We start from the raw sequence: 20,658 nt of genomic DNA, 5'->3' as shown, positions 1-20,658 counted from the left end.
TCAAGCTCACGGCAACGTCGGCACGTGCTCATTGGTTTTCTGTCCCCTGTAACCTGTCCCCTGTTCCCTCCTTCCCTACTTGTTCAGAATCTCCATCAGATAATCGTTTGCTTCCCGATTTCCCATCACGGAGAGCTTGCCCACGATCTCTTTGCGCAGCTCCGGATTTGTTTCTTTTCGAGCCAGTTCAACCAGAGAATGCGCGTCGCCCTTAATGAAGAGCGCGTTGATCGCTGCATCACGAACGTCGGCGCTCTGGTTGCTCTGGTAGATCTTCATGAGCGTCTCGCTGCTGCCGCCAGAGATGCCCAAATCTTTGATGGCTTGTGCCCTCAGTTCCGGATCGGGATCGCTGAGCGCAACTTTCTCCTGCAGCTCGGTATCGCCCGAGACAATCGTTGCGTGCAAGATGTCGCCCTTCAGATCACGATTCGTGGTCTTGCTGTACAGATCGCGAAGCTGATCGCGGCATCCACCGACGCCCATCGCGTGAATCGCCGAGTGCATAACATCGGGATCTTTCTCTCCTGCGAAGTCCGTAAGCTGCTTGCATCCACCGGAGATTCCTAGGTCTTTCACCGCCTCGGCCCGCAGCTTCGGATCAGGATCACTGTGTGCGACTTTCTCTTGCAGCTCGGTATCACCAGAAACGATCGTTGAATGCAACAGGTCGCGTTTCATGTCGGGTGATGTGGCCTTACTGTAGAGATCCCGTAATTGATCTCTGCATCCGGCGATGCCCATCGAATGAATTGCTTCACGCACGAGCGACGCGTCTTTTTCCGGTCCTGAAAGCGTGAGTAATTCCTTGCATCCCCCAGAGATGCCAAGAGAGTGCAGCGCGCTCTTCTTAGCGTCGACAGAAGTGCTCTCTGTGTAGATCTTCATCAGCGTTTCGTGGTTACCGCTGATCCCGAGATAGTGAATCGCCTTCTGTTGAAGCTCGGGATGCAGCTTGCCGGTCGCAATCTTCAGCATCAGATCGCGCGCACGTGGATCATCGCTCTGCGAGAGTACAAACAGCGCCTTCTCCAGCACTTGTCCACCGCACTGTCCTGCGTTGCCATTGTTGCCCAGCAGCTTTTCCAGAATGGGAAGAGCGCGATCCGGATCTGTGTTCAGCAGACTGTTAACTGCGAGAATTTTGAGATCGCAATCGCTCTCCTGGTCAGGGTTGGGACGCGCCCGCCACTCAAGCTGCAATGCATCGGCATCCTTGATCCAAGAACTTTGAGGATAGCTGCGCTTCAGTTGCGCAATGCTGTTAAGAGCGTCTCCGCGTCGCCCGAGTTTGTTCTGCGCGTATGCCTGCCAATAGAGCGCCTCATCCACGTGGGCGCGTCCAGCTTTTACCACCTGAGAATAGGAATCCAGCGCCTGCTGCCAGTTGCTGTCGTAGATGGCTTTCTTGCCGGCGCTGTAGGCATCTTCCACGCGGTCGCCAGTTCTCTGCGGCTGAAAGCTCGAGATCGCGCCTTGAGGAAGATCATCGGTTTGTGCGCCCACCGCGGCGGCGAGCGCAAGGATAAGAATGAATATGAAAGATATGAATTTGTTCATCTCGTTAGTTGCCTTCTATGCTTGCAAGTTTCATGGACTGCTTAAATCACAATCGGCAATTGCGGGCCGTTAGTATTCTTCGCCGGTGCTGCTCTTTCACCTCGGCTTCGTGCCTTCACCTTCGAGTCGATCACTCTGACCTTGAACAGCACGCCCTGCGACTCGATGCGCTGCTGGAGCTCCTGCAGTTCCTTCCCGGAGACCGAATCGGGATGATGCGAGATGTCGATCAGCACCCGCTCAACTTGATCGAGGACGTTGGCGATTTCTGTATCTTTATCGCGCTGCGCAGTTTGCCGATAAAGCCGGTTTTCGCTCACCAAGTTCTGCGCCAGTTCACGCTCCGCGGAGATATCGACCTTGCCTTCAGCTGGCGTGTTGGCGAGTTCGACGAGAATCATCTCTGTGCGATCGAGGTGGTCGCCGACAGCGACCATGAGCACGCGATCACTGCCAGTCTTCGGCGCCTCCACTTTGACCAACGGGCTCGGCTGCTCGTGACGTGACAGATACCGCCCTGCCAGGAACGCAGCCATCACCAACAACGCCAACGCACCAGCGATCGCCCACTTCCGCGGCTGAAGCAGCGCACGCCAGACCGATGCTTTAGGTGACTCGGTTAAATCCAGCCGCGGCTTCAACGTGCTCCATAGTTGTGTTTCATAATCCGCTGCGCGTTCCGGAATGGGATAATCAATCGCCGAAAGTGTCGCGCGAATCTGGGCAAACTCGGCTGCGCACGTCGGACACTCGGCCAAATGCCGCTCGTCGCTTCGGCCGGGTTCGTAGAAATGAAGGACGAGTTCCTGTTCCGTCAAATGGCGGCTCATCGCGTACCTCTCTGTACTGTGCCGGCGGTCATAAATGGCTCGAGTTCACTGCGCATCTTCTTTACCGCGCGAAAAATCGTGTTCTTCACCGCCTCATCGCGGACCTTGAGCACACTTCCGATTTCCGAAATCGAACGCCCTTCAAAGTGGCGCAGCACGAATGCGGTCCGTTCGATAGCGGTCAATCGCTGCATGGCATCGCTTACACGCTTGCGCAATTCAGTGCTGAGCAGCATGCGCTCCGGCCCCGGCTGAGGCGTGGCATAGTCGAGGGTGCGCTCTTCGGGATTCAGTTCGTCATCCCGCGCGTCGCTCTCGACGATGTGCGTTTTGTCCTGCTTGCGCTTCGCGAGCAGGTCGAGGGCACAGTTGGAGGCTATGCGATACAGCCAGGTGGAAAAGCTGGAGCGCGCCTCGAAGCTGTCGAGCCGCTTGTAACAGCGCAGGAAAGTCTCCTGCACTACTTCGTCTGCGTCATGTTCATTGCCGGTCATGCGATATGCCAGCCCAAAGACCTTGCGTCCGTGACGATCTACCAGCACACGAAACGACTCGTGTTTGCCGGCGAGCACCTCATCCACGGCTGCCCGGTCGGTGAGCTCCATTCGAGGGATTAGACCAGCTTTGAGAGCAAGCGGTTAGGGAACATTTAAGAACCGCATCGGATCTGGCGGAAAAAGCAGAGGTTAGCAGCACAACCCGAAAGGGCGTAGCGATTCAGCCATAAATATGGCAGAATCAAGGCATGCGAACGACACTGGACATTCCGGACCCCGTTTACCGGATTCTGAAAAGCAAGGCCGCGCAGGAGGGCAAATCAGTAAAGGCGATCGTTCTGCGCAGTGTCGAGAATGAATTGGGTCTCAGAAAGAAGAAGACTGGCAAACGGGTCAAGCTTCCCATTGTGAAATCGAAAACGCCAGGCTGGTTAAATATCGACAATGCCAAGATCGCAGAGCTTGTGCCTTTTCCCTGATATCAACGTTTGGCTCGCTGCCTCTGCTGCTGCCCACATCCATCACTCCATTGCTAGTCGATGGTTCGACTCACTCCTTCCGGAAGCTCGCGTGTGCTTCTGCCGTGTGACGCAGATGGGTTTACTCCGGCTTCTGACCTCCGAGAGCGTTATGGGTCCCGAAGTTCTCACGCAAGCTGAAGCATGGAAAGCCTACGATGAGTTTCTCGAAGACGACCATATAGAATTTGCACCTGAACCTGCGGAACTTGAGATTGAGTTCCGACGCCACTCTTCGCGACCGCATCCCACTTCTAAAACTTGGACGGATGACTATCTTGCTGCGTTTGCGGCCTCTGGAGATCTGACTCTGGTGACATTCGACCAGGCTTTTCGCGGCAGAGTGAGAAATTTGAAACTGCTCTCAATCTAATTCAATTGGGATCGAGAGTCGAAGGGCGGGTGCAAACATCATAGCCAGCACGTACGCCAGCGCGCCACAAGTCAGCGTCACGTTGAGTCCGAAATGGATCGCGACAACCATCGCAACTACTGACCCCAGCACGCTAGCTGACGCATTGATTGCCCACGCCCACTCGCACATTCCATTGCCACTGCGTGAATTCTCATCCAGCAGACAAAGGCCGGTCGGGAACGGCATTCCCATTACGAAGCCGAGCGGAATGATCAGTGCTCCGCTGATGAGAAGCTTGAGTGGAAACGGAACTCCCACGAGCGACTTAAGGATCAACGGCAGCAGAAGCAGGTACGCAATTACGCCGGCAACGATCGCCAACAGAACCGGACGAAGCGTTTGTACTCGCGGCATCCAGCGTCGTGCGGTGAGACTTCCGGCACCGCTCGCCAACAGGAGGAGAAAGATAACAACGGTCAATGCATAGGTCGGGTGGCCGAGGAAGAGCACGAAGCGCTGAATGAGCGTGATCTCCACCAGAATGTACCCGAGTCCTACGGCGATGAAGTAGCACAGAGGCAAAATGCGCGGATACGTTGTCCGCGGCTCGAGCGCAAGAGGAACGACCAGAAATACAATCACAGCAACAATCGATATCGCCAGCACCATGCCGAGAATCACAATGCCCAGGTTCACGCGCCAATCCATACCGCCGCGCGTTCTCCGCAGATCGGCCAATGCGTGGCCGGTCTTCAACGTGAAGAAGAAGAACGGCGAAGAATCAAAAACCGGAGCGACGTTGTACTGATAGGTTGCGGCGAAGGCTCGCGGATCATTGGACTGAATCAAGCGCGTGAACGCGTTCTGCGCATTGTCGCCGCCAGGAATGTAGAGACTGACAAGTTTGGGATGGACAGCCAGATGTGATCGCACCGCTGCGATCTCATCTGCAGTGAACGCAGACTTTTTCGCGAGCACAATCACTGGACGTCCGTCCTGATCAAGGGGACCATCCGATGCGACGATGAAATTGGCTTCCGGATTTGAGACTCCTAGCTCGTGAAGCGCCTCAATTGCTTGTGACACCACGCGCAAAGCTTCACGCGGTTGGAGGAACTCCCAGCGCGTGATGGCGATCATGCCATCGGGACGAAGATGATCGAAGTACTCACGAAAGGCCTCGACTGTGTAGAGGTTGTTTTCGCTCAGCGCATAGGCTCCGGCCGCGGTGGATGCCCAGGTATCGACGAGGGTCATCTGCACAACATCGTAGAGATCACGGCTGCTACGCAGATATGAGCGTCCATCGGCAACGTGGATGTGTACCTCAGGCCGATCGTAGAGGTGATACGCATAGCCGGCATATTCGTCGCGCATAATCGTGTTCGCAATGAGGGGATTGATCTCAATGCCGGTGACGTTGCGGCTGCCATTGGCGACCGCGCGCAGCACATCGACGCCGCCTCCCGGACCAATGATCGCGAAGTCCCCGCGCGGGCGGAGCACGTTCGCCAGCGACGGCGCGGCGTTCATAAGGTCGTTGCGCCAGTTGAACGAAGCTGACGAGCTTCCCGAATCAGGACGCACCGGAATATCAACAGCCCACAAGGCCGGGGCGACGTTCATGATTGCCGTGGACGCGTCCGCGTCGATGACGACATACTTCGACTGACCGACCTGATCCACCTCCACACGTGATAGAGCATTCCACCGCGCGAACTCTACACCTGTCCTTCGGGCACCTTTGGCATAGATGATGTCGATCAAACGACCATTGTGGTTGGCGGCGATCAATGCGAGGTATGCAATGACGATCGCGAGCGCGAGCGAACGTACGGCCCGAGTCTTGCTCCAAAGAGCAGCGCCAATGGCCATCAGCGCCGCGGAGCAGAGCACTGCATTGGGTCCACCGACAATGTTCAGAAGAGGCACCAGCAGAATGCATGCGCTAGCGCCGCCAATCAGGTCGAATCCGTAAAGCTTCGCGACCTGCTGAGTTTCACGCGCGAAGACGATCGAAAAAATCAGACCCGTAATGAAAAAAGGAACAGCCGCGGCCAAATAGATGATGGTAAGTTTTTCGAAATTGCGCAGCTCAAGATTGAGCGAGACTGCCGAGTGAAGGACGACCTCAAGAACTCCGAATACCAGAATGGAACTGAGCACCAGCAGCTTGCCGCCAAGTTCGGGAACCGTCCATCGCGAAAGCCTGGTGCGGAAAATATGCGCGAACACGCCCCCGGCGCCTAGTCCCAACAGCGCGACCGAAATCGCCAGAAAGGCGAAGTGGTAGAAGAGCACGACCGAGAATAGCCGCGTGAGCGCGAGCTCCAGCAGAAGGCTGCCGCAACTGACGATCGCAATAATTAGCGGGAGGCGAAGATTGGCCGGCTGCGCGACTTGCGTGCTGCTCTCTGGCTGGAGGACCAGGGTCGATTCGGGCATCCTGTGAACATATCAGATGTTCAAGGTATGTCATTCCGAACCGCCGCTGTTTGGCGGTGAGGAATCCCTATCCACTTTCATGCTCTCCCGAAAAGGCGTGCTGAAACTTACTCTTTTCACGAAAGCTTGGTTGTAACCGGTAGGGATTCCTCACCGCAAAAACCGCGGTTCGGAATGACAACCAGAAAGAAAATCATTCCACCTCGTTCTTCGCCTTGTATCCGTCGCGCGCGATGATCTGATACTTGATCTTCTTCCTATGCTGGTCCTGCACGATCAGTGGCTGTCCCGTTTGCGGATCGACCAGTTCCACCTTGACCTTGCGCCAGGTGCCGTCCTGCTTCGCATTCGACGGACGATACGAAAGCATGTACTGATTGCGAATATCGGCGGCGATGTCTGCAAAGTCCTCAGGAAACTCCGCAGTGAAGCGCGGGAAGTAGGCTCGTCCGCCAGTCATGCGGGCGAAGGTGTTGAGCTGGTTGTCGGCCTGCAGGAAATCGAGGTTCGCGATTGGGCCCATGTAGCCATGCGACTCAGCCCAAAGCCGAAACGCCTGCCCTGTGCCTACGCAGAAGATGGTGATGTTCTTCGAGCCCTGAATCTTCTTCAGCACTTTGTCATAGTTCAGCTTGCTGAAGGTATCGATGCCGTCGCAAATGAGGAGGATATACTTCTGCCCCTCGACGCCTTCGAGACGATCGATCGTGTCGTACAACGCGTCGAAGAGATTCGTCTCGCTGAAGCCGGGGATGCGTAGCTGACCCAGTGCACCCATGACCTGGTTTTTGTCCTGCGTGAAGTCGACCAGGATATGTGGCTTCATGTCATACGAGGTCACCGCGATCCAGTCTTCCTTCTTCATCTGCTGGGTGAAGGAGTACGCGGCGTTGAGCGCGTCCATCATGAAGTAGTAGTTGTTGGCCGCGAACTCGATCAGCAGCACCGCCGTGATGGGCTTGTCGCCCTGCTGGGCGAAGGTGTCGATCTTCTGCGGAACTCCGTCTTCCAGGACCTTGAAGTTCTCGGCCCTGAGTCCGGGAATGAACTGGCCGTTGGAAGTGACGACGTCCACCGGCAAGTTCACGAGCGGCACATCGACTTTCAGCGAAAATGTGCCGATTTCTTCCGGATTCTTTACCTTTGGGACGCGTTCCGGCGGCTTTTCATCCTCGGGCTTCTTCTTTGGGACGGCAATCGGCCCAATATCGCCTGTGGGTCCACCGGCTTCGGGCGTCTGTGTTTGCTGCTGAGCGCCTTGCTGGTTCTGCGATTGGTTCTGCCAATTCTGGGCGTTGCTGGGAGAGATTGCAAATGCAACGGTGCACATCGCCATCAGGAGCACCTTAAGAGCGCCTGATGGTTGCACCCTAGTACCACTAAGGGACATTTTTGATGCCTTCCTACTGACTCTTTGCGTATTGCTTTCGAGAGTCTCTGTATTAGTATAGATGGCGAACTACTCGGAAACCATCGTGGATTGCGTGTTTCCTGCGTTTGCGGGACGTTTCATCCCCGCATCTCTGGTGCGCTCCGAGTGTTTGTACATCAGTATGAAGAGCATTCTTTCCTACCTCGCTCGGATTTCCCCTTTAATTTTGTTATGCAGTTTGGCGGGCGCGCAAGCGATTCCCGCTCCTCAACCCATTGCTAAAGCGACGCGCGTCACGCCGGAGACGATGCCGGTGAGCGACGTGCATCGCGGCATGCGCGGCGTTGCGTACACGGTCTTCGAGGGGACGAAGCCCGAGCCGATGGACGTGGAAGTCCTCGGCGTGCTGCCGAACCTCAACGGTCCGAAGAGCGACCTGATCCTGGCGCGCCTGCATGGCGAGAAAGTGGAATACACGGGCGTGGTCGCCGGCATGAGCGGCAGCCCGGTGTACATCGACGGCAAACTCGTCGGCGCGATCTCGTATCGAATTGGGCAATTCTCGAAAGAGCCGATCTGCGGTATCACCCCTATCGAGGACATGCTCGAAATCGACGCCATGGACCGCAGCCAGCCTGAGCAAATCAGCACTGCACGCGCCGCGAAGACGATGAGCAAGATCTCGAACGCCGGCGATGGCAGCCCTGATCTTCAGAGCTTCGCCTCGATGATGCAGCCCATCGACGCTCCGTTCGTCTTCAGCGGATTCACAGAGTCAACGATCCGTCAGTTCGCCTCACAGTTCGCGCAAGCCGGACTCGTTCCCGTAATGGGAGTGGGCTCGGCGAGCCACGAGCATCAGCCGGAGCCGATCGAGCCTGGCTCTGCGGTCAGCGCTGTTTTAGTCAGCGGCGATCTCGACATCGCTGCCACCTGCACCGTTACGTATATCGATCCCCAGCGCCTGCTCGCCTGCGGACATCCGCTCACTCAGTACGGCATGGTCGATATGCCGATGACGAAGGCGAATGTTGTGGCGACGCTCGCATCGCCGTACAACTCGTACAAGATCGTCAATACCACCGACGAAGTTGGCACCTTCGTGCAGGACCGTCACAGCGGCATCCTCGGGCGCTTCGGCGAAGAGCCGAAGATGATTCCCGTTACGGTAACCATCCACGGCGGCAGCAAGCCCAAGCAGATGAAGTTCTCTGTGCTCAACAACGCAAAGCTGACGCCGCTGATCATGATGACGACCGTCTATCAGGCACTGCAGAGCCAAAACCAATATGGCGATCAGGTGACCTATCGCATGAACGGCGACATCGCCGTCAACGGATACCCGTCGGTGCATATGCACAACATGTTCACGTCCAACGACAGCGCCGAAAGCTCGGTGCTGGCGGCGATGAACCTGGGCGAGCACTTCGGACGCATCTTCGAGAATCCGTACAGCACGCCCGGCATTAACGGCGTGAATGTCGACTTCGACGTAACGCCGGAACGTCGCGCAGCGCGTCTCGAGACCGCCCGTACCGATGTGACCGAAGCGCGTCCCGGAGATGAAATCACGGTGGAAGCGGTGCTGCGTCCGTATCGCGGCGATCCCATCGTGCGGCAGATTCCGGTGAAGATTCCCACTTCGGTACCGCGCGGCCAGCTCCGTATTCTGGTCAGCGACTCTGAGACGCTCGATCACAGCCGTAAGCTTCCTTCCAGCCTGGGCCGGAACCTCGAACTCGGCTCAACCATCGACCTGCTCAACAAAGAGCACGCCAACAACAACCTGTACGTCTCGCTGCTCGAAGCCAATCCCGAAGCGATGGTGGAAGACAAAGTGATGCCCACCCTGCCGCTCTCAGTAATGAACGTGATGCAGGGCATGCGCAACGGCCAAGACATGTACGTGAGCGGCGAGTCAGCGGTAGATGAGACAGCCACGCCGATGGATTATGTCGTGTCCGGCTCGCAGTTGTTGACGGTGCAAATTAAGTAGAGCTGCCAGCTACTAGCTGCTGGCCGCTAGCTATTGCCAGCGTGGAAGCCGCGACCCCAGTCCGGGCCGCAGGCTGCGACAGTCGCAAGGGAAAGTGGCACTTAAATGTGCCATTCATCGGCCGGAAAACCTGAGTGAACCAGAGGCCCAACGGGCCGGCAGAAGTTGAGCCCAGCGGCGTGAGCCCTGGGTCGAGTAAATCCATCCAGTCGAGCCCTGAAAGGGCGGCATCCGCGGAAATGGAGCCGAGGTGTCGCCCTTCCAGGGCTCAAATTTCTGTTGGCTCGTTAACCCGGGGCTCACGCCACTGGGCTGCGCTTCTGCCGGCCCGTTGGGCCTCCTGACGTGGCGCGTTTATCCACTTAGAGATTCAAGCCTTCTCCACCTTCTCGCGCTCGTGCGACAGCAGCGCTTGCTTCCGCTCGATTCCCCAGCGATATCCACCCATGCCGCCGTCCGTGCGGACTACGCGATGGCAGGGAATCAGCACGGCAACGTTGTTGGTGGCACAGGCTCGCGCTACCGCTCTGCGGCCCGACTCGCCGCCGAGTTTTTTGGCGATTTGCGAGTAGGTGCGGGTCTCGCCTGCGGGGATGCGCTTGAGCTCTTCATATACCCGTCGTTGAAATGCGGTCGCGCGTACGTCGATTGGCAGATCGGGAAGGGCTATCTCGCCTTCGAGCCGGCGAAGCAAGTTGTTCATCCAGTCTTTCAGCTCTTCGCCAGCGTCCAACAGTTCCGCTTTGGGAAATTCGCCTTCGAGTTCATGACGCAGGCGCGCGGGATCGTTGCCGAGCTTCACGCTGCAGACGCCCTTGTCGGTGACTGCCAGCAGCGCTCTGCCCGCAGAATACGGAGCGATTGCGTAGCGGATGCTAACGCCGTCGCCCCCTTTGCCATAAGCAGCGGGAGTCATGCCGAGACGCAGATTTGAGTGCTCATAGATACGGCTACTGGAGTTGTAGCCGGCTTCGTAGATCGCGGTGGTCACATCTCGCCCGAATCGCAGCGCAGTCTTGAAGAGTGAAAGCCGTCGCGCTTCCGCATACTGCTTGATCGTGATTCCCGTGTTCTGTTTGAACGCGCGATCAAGCGTCGCCGGATGCATCTTCAACTCGGCACTCAACTGCTTCATCGGCAGCGGAGAATCGACGTTCTTCTCAACCGCGCGGCACACGTCGCGAACGAGGTCCAGCTTTTCCGAATCCTCATGCTTGCGGGGCTCGCAGCGCTTGCACGCGCGGAACCCGGCGCGCTCGGCGCTCTCCGGATCGAAGAAGAACTGCACGTTCTCGGGCTTCGGTCGCCGCGAAGGGCAAGTCGGACGGCAGTAGATGCGAGTCGTGCTTACGCCATAGAACAGCGCCCCATCAAAGCGGCGGTTACGGGCGACAACGGCGTCCCAAAGCTCCTGCGGATTGTGGGCTGCGACTGCTGCGGTAGTCATACTGCGCAGCTTATGTTAGCGCGGATGGGGGCCGCTATCCGGTTTTCGACGGGAAAGTCTTTTTCACCACGGAGACACGGAGGACACGGAGGCTTGTTGTGCTTGTCATTCCGAACCGCCGGTTTTTGGCGGTGAGGAATCCCTATAGTCACGGGGAGCTGGTTTTTTGCGAAACCGATCGAGGAATCTTCGGTTTCGCCACTCATCTGATGCAGACGTAAGAGCAGTGGATTTACTTCGCGTGTAGCAGTCGATAGAGATTCCTCACCGCAAAAAGCGCGGTTCGGAATGACACAACAACCGAGCCGTTCTCCGTGGTCCTGTGATGAAAGAGCGCTACTTGATTTCGTTCACCGGCAATTGCGTACCGAAGTCCTGCCCGCTCGGAGCCACTGCGCGGGCGACGATCGACGTGAACGCCTGCTTATACTCCGGATATTGCTGTGCCAAGGCCTTGATGAAGGCCATGTTCTGCTGGAAAGTCTTTACCTGGTCCGTGATATCGGGTGACGAGTACTTGTACACCAGATCGAGCCCCTGCTTTTCATCTGGTACGACGAAAGCCTGGACAATGTTGTAGGTCTGTCCGTTCAACGTTAACGGCACAGGCTGCTGCGGATTCTGGGGAATGTCTTTTGGCTGCGTAGCCTGCTGTTCTTGATAGAGTGCCTCGAGTTGCGGTGTGCTCATGAAACCCACGCCGCCAGTGAGCAAACTCGCGGCTTGCGTGTAATAGAAGAACGATGTGTGCTGGAATCCCTGTTTTTTCAAATCGCGGGCCTGAACCCAGTACCAAAGGCCGTCATGCGGTCCGACTTGATTCGGCGATGCGTAATATCCTGCCAATTTCCATTGGCCGGCGTCTTGCTGGAGGATATAGGTGATCCGGTACGGCTCCTTAACGCCGGTGACATCCTGAATCGCAACCGCATACTTACCCGGCGGCAGGCCGGGGATCACGAATGACGAGTGCTGTGGAGAATTGAAAGTTCCGCAGAAAAATTCAGCCCGTTCGTAAGTCTGCGTGCCGGGCGCATCGAGAAGCCATTCATTGCGCAGGTGCGCCTGGCCTCCGGCAAGCTTGGCTTTATTAGCGGTGACCGTATTGGCGATCCCCTGGAAATTGATTCCCGAAATGGAATTCTGCTGCATCGCCGCGACATTGCCTGCAGCGGCATCGTTGAACAACTGTTGGGCCGCGGCTTCAACCGCCGAGCGCGTCGCCGCGTCGAAATCGGGATCCTGCGTGGTGTAGCAGGATTCGGCGGCATTGGCCGCCTGCAGGAAACAAAGGCTCAACAGGGCAAGGGGAAGCAAAGAACGGAGGCGGATCATAGTCCTCTCAAAAGCGTGGTTAGAGCGGCCGGCCAGCAGCCGCTCGCGTTTTTTAGATGCCGAAGGCTGCAACTCGGATGGATTCAGCCGTTCTCCTACAGAACCGGCGGCGGTAGCCGCTGGGGCAGTCGCCTTTTGCGACTGTGGCATCTTCGCCGCGGGAGGCAATCCTGTCGCTCGGCAACGGCCATTCGCCGTCACCGACCCACCGCCTTCAGGCGGCGGTTCTGTTAACTCATTTTGGAGTAGCATAAACCCAGCGTGCCAGGAAAAACGAATCTCGCAGTCATTCTCCTGCTGTTGTTCTATACGAGCATGCACGCACAGCAGACGCAGGCTGGGCAGCCTGCTCAACCTACATCTTCGGTCTACAACCGCATGCGGCGGGTTCCGCCGGCGGCACCAAACGGCTCCCAGCAAAATGGGACGCAGCAGGCAAGGCAGTTCCCGAATCCTGCGCAGCAGTTTCCGCCCGAGCAGCGCGTAGGGACCCCAGGTCAGGGCCAGATTTTTCCCAGGCAACCGGCTCCACAGCCGGGACAAAGCGAGCCAAACAACGGCTTGTCCACCGGTTCAGCAACGGCGCCGAATGGGCAACAGCCGCCACAGCAGGGCGTGAGTAGTGCAAACCCTCAGCAGCCACAGCAACCTTATGGATTGGCTTTGCAGCCTCCGAATCCGCCAAACGTCACTTACGCGAACGGCGACCTGACGATTGTCGCGAACAACTCGTCCCTGGCAGACATTGTCAGCGGGATCGAGCGAGCTACGGGTGTTCGCGTGGAGGGCACCAGACCAGATTCAGAGCGAGTATTCGGGCAGTTTGGTCCAGGCTCGTCGCGGGATGTGCTGAACTCACTTTTCGATGGCTCGCGGTACGACTTCATCCTGGTCGGCAGCCTGGAAAATCCTGCCGACGTGCGGACGATTATTTTGAGCCCACATGGTACAGCTCCGGCCGCTGGTGTCAGCACGGCGAACAACCAGCCCTACCGGCCACCTGAAAACAACGAAGAGCAGGAAGAGAGCGAGCAAGCTCCGGTGTATCAGGGCGGAGAAGGTCGACCGGTACAGAATGTGCCCTCCGAACAGGTGAGGGCACCCCAGCCTCAGCCAGCCCAGCAGCAGCAACCACAGCAGCAGCAGGTCAAGACGCCAGAACAATTGCTGCAAGAACTCCAGCGACTCCGCCAACAGCAGCAACAACAAGGTCAGCAGACGCCGCAGCAGACCCCGCAGCAGACCCCGCGATAGTTCCCATTCCGGAGGCCCCATACTCGGAAATCGCGTTAGTGTCGCGTGTTTGCGGCACGTCTGGAACTGCGATTTGGCGGATGACTGGCTGCGGCTTTGAACAGAACCGCCGGCGGTAGTCGGGGGGTCCGGAGTTCATCGAAAGGTGAACTCCGAATGCGACGATGCTGCCGGCATTTGCGCTTGCAGCGCAGCCGCAACACACGCGCCTGCCCCACTGCCCACCGGCGCCGGTTCTGTCAACCAAGCCTTCGATCGCAGCAAAAAGAAAAGCTCCGCAAGGGAGCTATCTTTTGGGGAGGTAACGTTGTAGGGAAACTTAGCTGGCGACGTTGGCCGGAAATTCGATAACTGTGGCCTGCGCCTTTGCCGGGCGGCGGTTCATCGCCCGCAGGATGCCGGAAACCGTGAGGTATCCGGAGTAGATGCCCAAAATCATGGCCGAGACGATAGTGGCGAAAACGATTGTGCTTAGGATCAGGCTGTTCAAGGTTGCCGAGCTCACCAATTGGGGATTCACCGTCGTTCCGCCTTTATGATGTCGATTCCGCTAGAGCCAGTTGGATCAACTCTGCTTAGCTGGCCCATTCTGCTCCTGGAACCAGGGAAATCATCTATCACCCTGGTTCATGTACTTCCGCGCAGAAGCCAAACTGGAGCGAACTCCTTTGTTATGAAGGAAATCGCTCGTTTCGGCCAGATTACGCAGGTAACTTTCCAGCCCTGCTGAATCACACATCGACGAAGCGGCAAAGCCACTTTAACTGCATTGACCGTCCCCGGTGTTGACAACTAAGATACGGACGTATCGTTGTGCCCACCAGTCAACGAACCCCTCTGTAGGTCTCGACTTTTGTAATGGCAATTACCTCGATCCGGGTGCGCGGCGCTCGCCAGCACAACCTGAAGAACATCAACGTCGAGATACCCCGTAACACCCTAACGGTCATCACCGGCCTTAGCGGTTCGGGGAAGTCTTCGCTCGCCTTCGACACCATCTACGCCGAGGGCCAGCGGCGGTACGTCGAAACCCTGTCCGCCTACGCCCGGCAGTTCCTCGACCAGATGGAGCGGCCCGACGTTGATGCGATCGACGGACTCAGCCCCTCGATCGCTATTGAGCAGAAGACTACAACTCGCAATCCGCGCTCGACTGTAGGGACAATCACTGAGATTTACGACTATTTACGCCTGCTCTATTCGTCCGTTGGCGTTCCTCATTGCCCCAACTGCGGACGCGAGATCAGCCGGCAATCGGCGGAGCAGATCGTGCAACAGGTGATGCAGCTCAAGCCGGAAGAGCGCGTGATGCTGCTGGCGCCCATTGTGCGCGGACGTAAAGGCGAGTTCAAAAAGGAACTGGAAAAACTGGCGCAGCAGGGGTTCACTCGCGCACGTATCGATGGAGAGTTGCGCAGCCTCGATGGCGGCGAAGATGGGCTCGACGAAATCAAGCTCGACAAGCGCAAGAACCACACGATTGAAGTAGTCGTCGATCGGCTGCTGGTGAAGCCGGGCATTGAGAAGCGTCTGGAAAGCTCAGTTGCGACTGCGATGAAGTTGGCTGACGGGCTGGTAGTGGTTTCGATTGTGGATGGCGACGAGCGCATGTACTCGGCCAAAATGGCGTGTCCCGAGTGTGGAATCAGCGTTCCCGCTTTGGAACCGCGCTCGTTCTCGTTCAACAGTATCTATGGAGCATGCCCTGAGTGCCATGGGCTGGGCAGTAAATACGATTTTGATCCCGCCAAGCTGATCGTCGATTGGTCGAAACCACTGCTTGAGGGTGGTTTGGGGCCCGGGTCCGGTTCGACTTACCTGCAGCGCATGCTGGAGATCGCGGCGCAGGTTTACAAGCTCGACCTCAGCATTCCGTTTGAGAAGCTTTCGCCCGAACAACAGAACCTGCTGCTGTATGGACCATCGGAGCGCGAGGCAGCGCGTAGCGGATTCCATGGGATTCTTGCATTCCTAAAACAGAACTTAGAGGAATCGACTTCCGAGAGCTACCGCGAGTGGCTGCTCGAATACATGTCTGCGACGACTTGCCCGCTGTGCCACGGCAAGCGCCTGCGACCGGAGAGCTTGGCGGTGCAGGTGAACGGGATAGGCATCGCTGACTTCACTGGTATGCCGGTCTCACGGGCGCTCGAGTCGGCGCAGAAGATCAAACTCGATCAGCGAGGCCAGATCGTCGCCGGGCGGGTGCTGCGAGAAATTGCCGAACGTCTGCAGTTTCTGAATGCTGTTGGACTCGGATACATCTCGCTCGACCGCTCGGCTGCAACTCTTTCCGGTGGAGAAGGCCAGCGCATTCGTCTCGCGACACAGATTGGTTCGAAGTTGCGGGGAGTTTTGTACGTCCTGGATGAGCCGTCGATCGGCCTGCATCATCGCGATAACAATCGGCTGATCGCGGCGCTTGAATCTCTGCGCGACTTGGGCAACACGGTGCTGGTCGTCGAGCACGACGAAGAGACAATTCGGCGCGCCAACTACGTCATCGATCTAGGTCCGGGTGCAGGACGGCATGGTGGCGCGCTGGTCGCGCAAGGCACACCGGAAGAAATCGAACATTCTTCTGAGTCGCTCACCGGCCGCTACATCTCCGGCGAAGAAACAATCGGCAGCCGCTTCGAGCCGCGCCAGGCGAACGGAAAAGCCATTACCGTTTTGGGGGCGCGGGAAAACAATCTCAAGAACCTCGACGTAAGTTTTCCCCTCGGCGTGATGACGGTCGTTACCGGCGTGAGCGGCTCCGGCAAATCGACACTGGTGAACGATATTCTTTATCGCGCACTGGCCAAGAGTCTCTATCGCTCGCGGGAAGAACCTGGCGCGCACAAAAGCGTGAGCGGAATGGAGAGCGTCGATAAAGTCATTCGCATCGACCAGTCGCCCATCGGGCGCACCCCCCGCTCGAATCCGGCTACTTATACGGGAGTCTTCACACAGATCCGCGATCTCTATGCCATGCTTCCCGAATCGCGTGAGCGCGGATATAAAGCCGGGCGCTTCTCCTTCAACGTAAGCGGCGGCCGCTGCGAAGCGTGCCAGGGCGAGGGCCAGCGCCGCATCGAAATGAACTTTCTGCCGGATGTGTACGTGCAGTGCGAAGTCTGCGGCGGCAAGCGCTACAACCACGAGACGCTACAAATTCGCTACAAGGGGCAATCAATAGCCGATTTGCTGGAAACACCCATCGCGGATGCGTTACCGATTCTGGAAGACATTCCGCAGGTGCGACAAAAGCTGCAGACGCTAGTCGATGTTGGCCTCGGCTATATTCAGCTCGGCCAATCGGCAGTCACGCTCTCCGGCGGGGAAGCACAGCGAATTAAGCTTGCGCGCGAACTCAGCAAACGCCAGACCGGAAGAACTCTCTATCTACTCGACGAGCCGACGACAGGCCTGCACTTCGAAGATGTGAAGAAATTGCTCGACGTGCTGCACAGGCTCACGGATCTCGGAAACACCATCATCATCATCGAGCACAACCTCGACGTAATCCGCAACGCCGACTGGCTCATCGATCTCGGTCCCGAAGGCGGCGAAGACGGCGGACGCCTTGTGGCCCAGGGCACTCCGCAGCAGATCGCGCGCGTAAAGAAGTCGTACACAGGTCAGGCGCTCGGTGAGTATATGGCGCAGGCTAAGTGGAAAGGATCGAGCGATCGGATCGCGCTGAAGACATAGTGAAGGAAAAACCCGACGCGGATTTCGCGGATGCTTCGCCCGCGGATCAACGCGGATGTTTCAGGATTGCTGGAATCTAAGTTTTCCCGCGTTTATCCGCGTCCCATCCGCGCAATCCGCGTCTGGTTTTGCTTTTCACTTTATCCGATGACCCGATGACCCGATGACCCGATGACCAGATGACCAGATGACCAGATGACCAGATGACCCGATCACCCGATTTCCTGTAGATTCAACTCAACCCACAGTGTCGCTCACGCCTAACGCTCCGCTGGAACCGAGTACTGAGACTGCGCCGCCGCAGGTTCCTGCAGTCGTGCTCGTGGAGAACCCGCCGTTTGGAATCATCGATGTTGTTTTGATCGCCATCTTCAGCCTGATCGCCACCGGACTGCTGACGGCGATCGCATTCGGAATCGTGCACGCGATTCCTGCGTGGAGAAGCTACACCGTCGGGCAATTGGCGGCCGAGCCTGTGGCGGTGATTCCGCCTCAAGCGGTCGGGTATCTGTTCACGCTTTTCTTCATGGTCTTAGTGGTACGACGAGGAACTACCGCCCCATTCTGGAACGCGATCAAGTGGAAATGGCCTGCAAATGTGGTCCTGTTCTTTGGCGTCGGGTTGGGACTCTCTGTGCTGATCCAGCTTGGATCGAGCTTTTTACCCATTCCTAAAACGCTGCCGATCGACGAGTTCTTCAAAACCACGCACGCGGCCTGGATGCTCGCCGTCTTCGGGGTGGTGATTGCGCCATTCTTCGAGGAGCTGTTTTTTCGCGGATTTCTCTATCCAGTACTCTATCGCCGCATCGGTTTTTTCGCTGCGATGGTGTTGAACTCACTGCTGTTTGCGTTTACCCACGAAGGACAGCTTGCGCACGCCTGGGCGCCGCTGCTGGTGCTGTTTATCGTCGGCATGGTGTTGACTTACGTGCGCGCAAAAGCGCAATCGGTGGGCGCGAGCTTTCTGGTTCATTCGGGGTACAACGCGTTTCTGTTTGGGATGATCTTCGTGGCTACAGGGGGCTTTCAGCACATGGAACGGTTGCGATGAGTTTTTTCTCGTCTGATTGCGAGGCATTGAGGACTGTCATCCTGAGTCCGCCTTAAGGCGGACGAAGGATCTCCGATAATGATCAGGACATCATTGCTGCCGGTGAGGCTCTTCCACGAGGAACTCCAAGCGACATGGCCGAGGAGCCTGGAAAGTGCATTTCAGGCCGAAACATCGCGGGAGATCCTTCGTCCGCCTAAGGCGGACTCAGGATGACAGGCACTAAGAGATGCTGTTCATACCGCGACGGCTGATATCTCCGTAAACGAGGGCACGAGTGCGATGGTCTGATCTAGCTCCTGCGTCAGCGATGCTAATGTAATTGCGTGCCCTCCTCCCGCGATCTCCTGTTGAACATGCTCGCTCGCCAATCGTTCCGCCTCGGAGATTTCAAACTCTCCTCCGGCGGCAAAAGCGACTATTACATCGACTGCCGCACGACTACGCTCGACGCCGAAGGCGCGCGACTGACTGGCCGTGTTTTGCTCGATCTGATTCAGGAAAAGAAATGGAAGCCGCTTGCAATCGGCGGGCTAACGATGGGAGCGGATCCGATCGTGGTTGCCGTTGCGCAGCTCACGGCGCAGCTTGCGCAGACACGTTCGGCGCGGCCTAACGATTCTGACGCGAGCGATTCTCTGATTCATGGATTTTTAGTTCGCAAGCAGGAGAAGGCGCACGGCACCGGCCAGCGCATCGAGGGCTTTCGCGGAAAAGGTGCGCGGGTGGTGATCGTCGACGACGTGTGTACGACTGGCTCGTCGACCATCCAGGCCCTCGAAGCCGCGCGGGAGTTTGGGTTCGAGATCGCGGGAGTAGCGTGCCTGGTGGAAAGGGAAGAAGCCGGCGGGCGACCCGCAGTGGAGAAAGCTGCGGGTGATGCGGAGTTTGTTTCGATCTTCACATCGTCGGACGTTCGTGCTGCTCATCTGACGCAAAAAAAATAAAACCTAAGAGCGAACACGAAGGTCGCAAAGGTTCAAAAGGCAAAGGCCACGGAGAGGCTATCTGTGACCTCGTCTTTTGAACCTTCGTGACCTTCGTGTTCGCTCTTGGTTTTTGGTGTTACCTATAATTGACTCGACATTCGCGATGCCGCTCGGAATCTACATTTCCGTCCCATTCTGCCGCTCGAAGTGCAGTTTCTGCAATTTCGCTTCGGGTGTCTTCTCGCGGGAGTTGATGAGTGCGTACGTTGCTCGAGTGCGGGAGGAAATCGTTGCGGCGGAGGCTTTGGCCAATAAACTGGGTGCGGCTTTCGATCGGCATGTCGATTCCATTTATCTCGGCGGAGGCACGCCGACTACGCTTTCGCCGGAGCATCTCAAAGAGATTTTCTCAATCGTTCGCGGTGAGTTCGAAATCGCGGCAGATGCTGAGATTACGGTCGAAGCAGCTCCCGGAACGCTGGGCGGTGAGACCATCGACGTGCTGGCTGACTCTGGCGTGAATCGTGTGAGCCTGGGAGTGCAGTCATTTGTCGATCAGGAGATTCGTTCTGTTGGCCGGCTGCACACGGCGGCAGGAGCCTTGGTGGATATTGAACGGCTCCGCGAATTCGGAATAGCGAACATCAACATCGATCTGATTGCCGGCCTGCCGCACCAGACGGCGGAGAGCTGGCAATATTCCTTGCAGCAACTGGCGAACACCGGCGTGCCGCATGCCAGCGTTTATATCCTCGAAGTCGATGAAGACTCGCGCCTCGGACGCGAGCTGATCGCAGGCGGCAGCCGGTACCACGCGCATGCCGTTCCCGATCCGGATTTGGCTGCCGATGTTTATTTGGAAGCCATCGAATTTCTGCGTGATGGGGAACTTGAGCAGTATGAGATCTCGAACTTTGCTCGAAGCGGGCACGAGTCCCGCCACAACCTGAAGTACTGGACGCGCCAGCCTTATCTTGGATTTGGCTTGGATGCACACTCGATGCTTTATGCCCAAGGCTGCTCAGGGGAATTCGAATCGCTCAGGTTCAGCCACGGAGACGAGCTGGCGGGCTATCTGGCGGCTGAGACCGCGCCTGTGCTGACGCACATCAGTGCAGCGAATGCTGCAGAGGAGCGCTTGTTCCTGGGCCTGAGGCTAAATCGAGGCATTCCCATTGCCGAACTTGAATCCAGTGAGCTAATGCCTTTTGCCGTCGAGATTCGGGAACTGATCGCGCTCGGTCTGTTGGAAGAGAGTAGCGAAAACCTGCGGCTCACATCGCAGGGACGTCTGCTGTCGAATGAAGTCTTCGAGCGTTTCATTCGCTCTGAATGTGGAGTGAGCGTGAATACTGCGTAGTTCGATATCT

At 57.2% G+C, this 20,658-nt stretch carries 16 protein-coding genes; 8 read left to right on the top strand and 8 right to left on the bottom strand.

Annotated elements, in window-relative coordinates; all coding sequences use genetic code 11:
- Positions 1–75 precede the first annotated feature (75 nt).
- From VFU50_11075 to VFU50_11065, 3 genes are read right to left on the bottom strand one after another with little or no spacing between them, the layout of a single operon-like run.
- Positions 76–1,560 (bottom strand): tetratricopeptide repeat protein, encoded by a 1,485-nt coding sequence (locus VFU50_11075; protein ID HEU5233396.1) that lies wholly within the window; start codon positions 1,558–1,560, stop codon positions 76–78.
- Positions 1,561–1,601: 41 nt separating this feature from the next.
- Positions 1,602–2,390, bottom strand: coding sequence for a hypothetical protein (locus VFU50_11070; protein HEU5233395.1), 789 nt, complete (start codon positions 2,388–2,390; stop codon positions 1,602–1,604).
- Positions 2,387–2,995: a sigma-70 family RNA polymerase sigma factor gene (locus tag VFU50_11065; GenBank protein HEU5233394.1), complete on the bottom strand. Its 609-nt coding sequence runs from the start codon at positions 2,993–2,995 to the stop codon at positions 2,387–2,389. The genes VFU50_11070 and VFU50_11065 overlap by 4 nt, the downstream gene beginning before the upstream one ends.
- 140 nt (positions 2,996–3,135) lie before the next feature.
- Here VFU50_11065 and VFU50_11060 point away from each other — a divergent pair, with 140 nt between their 5' ends.
- Entirely contained in the window at positions 3,136–3,366 is a 231-nt protein-coding gene (locus VFU50_11060) for a hypothetical protein (protein HEU5233393.1), read from the top strand.
- Complete coding sequence (locus tag VFU50_11055; GenBank protein ID HEU5233392.1) at positions 3,332–3,778, top strand: TA system VapC family ribonuclease toxin; 447 nt, start codon at positions 3,332–3,334, stop codon at positions 3,776–3,778. The genes VFU50_11060 and VFU50_11055 overlap by 35 nt, the downstream gene beginning before the upstream one ends.
- Here the strand turns inward: VFU50_11055 and VFU50_11050 are convergent.
- On the bottom strand, positions 3,770–6,205 hold the full coding sequence (locus tag VFU50_11050; GenBank protein HEU5233391.1) for a hypothetical protein: 2,436 nt from the start codon (positions 6,203–6,205) through the stop codon (positions 3,770–3,772). The genes VFU50_11055 and VFU50_11050 overlap by 9 nt on opposite strands.
- A 193-nt stretch (positions 6,206–6,398) precedes the next feature.
- Positions 6,399–7,541, bottom strand: a complete 1,143-nt coding sequence (locus tag VFU50_11045; protein ID HEU5233390.1) for a VWA domain-containing protein — start codon at positions 7,539–7,541, stop codon at positions 6,399–6,401.
- A gap of 115 nt (positions 7,542–7,656) precedes the next feature.
- Here VFU50_11045 and VFU50_11040 point away from each other — a divergent pair, with 115 nt between their 5' ends.
- On the top strand, positions 7,657–9,573 hold the full coding sequence (locus VFU50_11040) for a SpoIVB peptidase S55 domain-containing protein (protein ID HEU5233389.1): 1,917 nt from the start codon (positions 7,657–7,659) through the stop codon (positions 9,571–9,573).
- Positions 9,574–9,943: 370 nt separating this feature from the next.
- Here VFU50_11040 and ada read toward each other — a convergent pair whose 3' ends face one another.
- Positions 9,944–11,020, bottom strand: coding sequence for a bifunctional DNA-binding transcriptional regulator/O6-methylguanine-DNA methyltransferase Ada (ada, locus tag VFU50_11035; protein ID HEU5233388.1), 1,077 nt, complete (start codon positions 11,018–11,020; stop codon positions 9,944–9,946).
- 336 nt (positions 11,021–11,356) lie between these two features.
- Positions 11,357–12,355, bottom strand: a complete 999-nt coding sequence (locus VFU50_11030) for a hypothetical protein (protein ID HEU5233387.1) — start codon at positions 12,353–12,355, stop codon at positions 11,357–11,359.
- A 261-nt stretch (positions 12,356–12,616) separates the two neighbouring features.
- Here VFU50_11030 and VFU50_11025 point away from each other — a divergent pair, with 261 nt between their 5' ends.
- On the top strand, positions 12,617–13,609 hold the full coding sequence (locus VFU50_11025; protein HEU5233386.1) for a hypothetical protein: 993 nt from the start codon (positions 12,617–12,619) through the stop codon (positions 13,607–13,609).
- A gap of 319 nt (positions 13,610–13,928) precedes the next feature.
- On the opposite strand, the gene VFU50_11020 is transcribed toward VFU50_11025, so the two are convergent.
- Positions 13,929–14,129, bottom strand: coding sequence for a hypothetical protein (locus tag VFU50_11020; GenBank protein ID HEU5233385.1), 201 nt, complete (start codon positions 14,127–14,129; stop codon positions 13,929–13,931).
- A 338-nt stretch (positions 14,130–14,467) separates the two neighbouring features.
- On the opposite strand from VFU50_11020, the gene uvrA reads away from it, so the two are divergent.
- From uvrA to hemW, 4 genes are all read left to right on the top strand, one after another.
- Positions 14,468–17,305: an excinuclease ABC subunit UvrA gene (uvrA, locus tag VFU50_11015; GenBank protein HEU5233384.1), complete on the top strand. Its 2,838-nt coding sequence runs from the start codon at positions 14,468–14,470 to the stop codon at positions 17,303–17,305.
- 247 nt (positions 17,306–17,552) lie between these two features.
- Positions 17,553–18,359 (top strand): type II CAAX endopeptidase family protein, encoded by an 807-nt coding sequence (locus VFU50_11010; GenBank protein HEU5233383.1) that lies wholly within the window; start codon positions 17,553–17,555, stop codon positions 18,357–18,359.
- A 326-nt stretch (positions 18,360–18,685) separates the two neighbouring features.
- Entirely contained in the window at positions 18,686–19,306 is a 621-nt protein-coding gene (gene pyrE, locus VFU50_11005) for an orotate phosphoribosyltransferase (protein HEU5233382.1), read from the top strand.
- A 145-nt stretch (positions 19,307–19,451) separates the two neighbouring features.
- Positions 19,452–20,648 (top strand): radical SAM family heme chaperone HemW, encoded by a 1,197-nt coding sequence (gene hemW, locus VFU50_11000; protein ID HEU5233381.1) that lies wholly within the window; start codon positions 19,452–19,454, stop codon positions 20,646–20,648.
- Positions 20,649–20,658 lie beyond the last annotated feature (10 nt).

The organism is Terriglobales bacterium (assembly GCA_035764005.1).
GTDB lineage: Bacteria > Acidobacteriota > Terriglobia > Terriglobales > Acidobacteriaceae > Gp1-AA112.
This window is presented reverse-complemented; position numbering and strand designations above follow the sequence as displayed.

Bases quoted from the DNA above. Each gene is read 5' to 3' on its own strand.
- ada (HEU5233388.1), bottom strand. From the start codon at position 11,020: ATGACTACCGCAGCAGTCGCAGCCCACAATCCGCAGGAGCTTTGGGAC.
- VFU50_11040 (HEU5233389.1), top strand. From the start codon at position 7,657: ATGGCGAACTACTCGGAAACCATCGTGGATTGCGTGTTTCCTGCGTTT.
- VFU50_11075 (HEU5233396.1), bottom strand. From the start codon at position 1,560: ATGAACAAATTCATATCTTTCATATTCATTCTTATCCTTGCGCTCGCC.
- hemW (HEU5233381.1), top strand. From the start codon at position 19,452: ATGCCGCTCGGAATCTACATTTCCGTCCCATTCTGCCGCTCGAAGTGC.
- VFU50_11030 (HEU5233387.1), bottom strand. From the start codon at position 12,355: ATGATCCGCCTCCGTTCTTTGCTTCCCCTTGCCCTGTTGAGCCTTTGT.
- VFU50_11050 (HEU5233391.1), bottom strand. From the start codon at position 6,205: ATGCCCGAATCGACCCTGGTCCTCCAGCCAGAGAGCAGCACGCAAGTC.
- VFU50_11060 (HEU5233393.1), top strand. From the start codon at position 3,136: ATGCGAACGACACTGGACATTCCGGACCCCGTTTACCGGATTCTGAAA.
- VFU50_11065 (HEU5233394.1), bottom strand. From the start codon at position 2,995: ATGGAGCTCACCGACCGGGCAGCCGTGGATGAGGTGCTCGCCGGCAAA.
- VFU50_11070 (HEU5233395.1), bottom strand. From the start codon at position 2,390: ATGAGCCGCCATTTGACGGAACAGGAACTCGTCCTTCATTTCTACGAA.
- uvrA (HEU5233384.1), top strand. From the start codon at position 14,468: ATGGCAATTACCTCGATCCGGGTGCGCGGCGCTCGCCAGCACAACCTG.
- VFU50_11045 (HEU5233390.1), bottom strand. From the start codon at position 7,541: ATGGCGATGTGCACCGTTGCATTTGCAATCTCTCCCAGCAACGCCCAG.
- VFU50_11055 (HEU5233392.1), top strand. From the start codon at position 3,332: ATGCCAAGATCGCAGAGCTTGTGCCTTTTCCCTGATATCAACGTTTGG.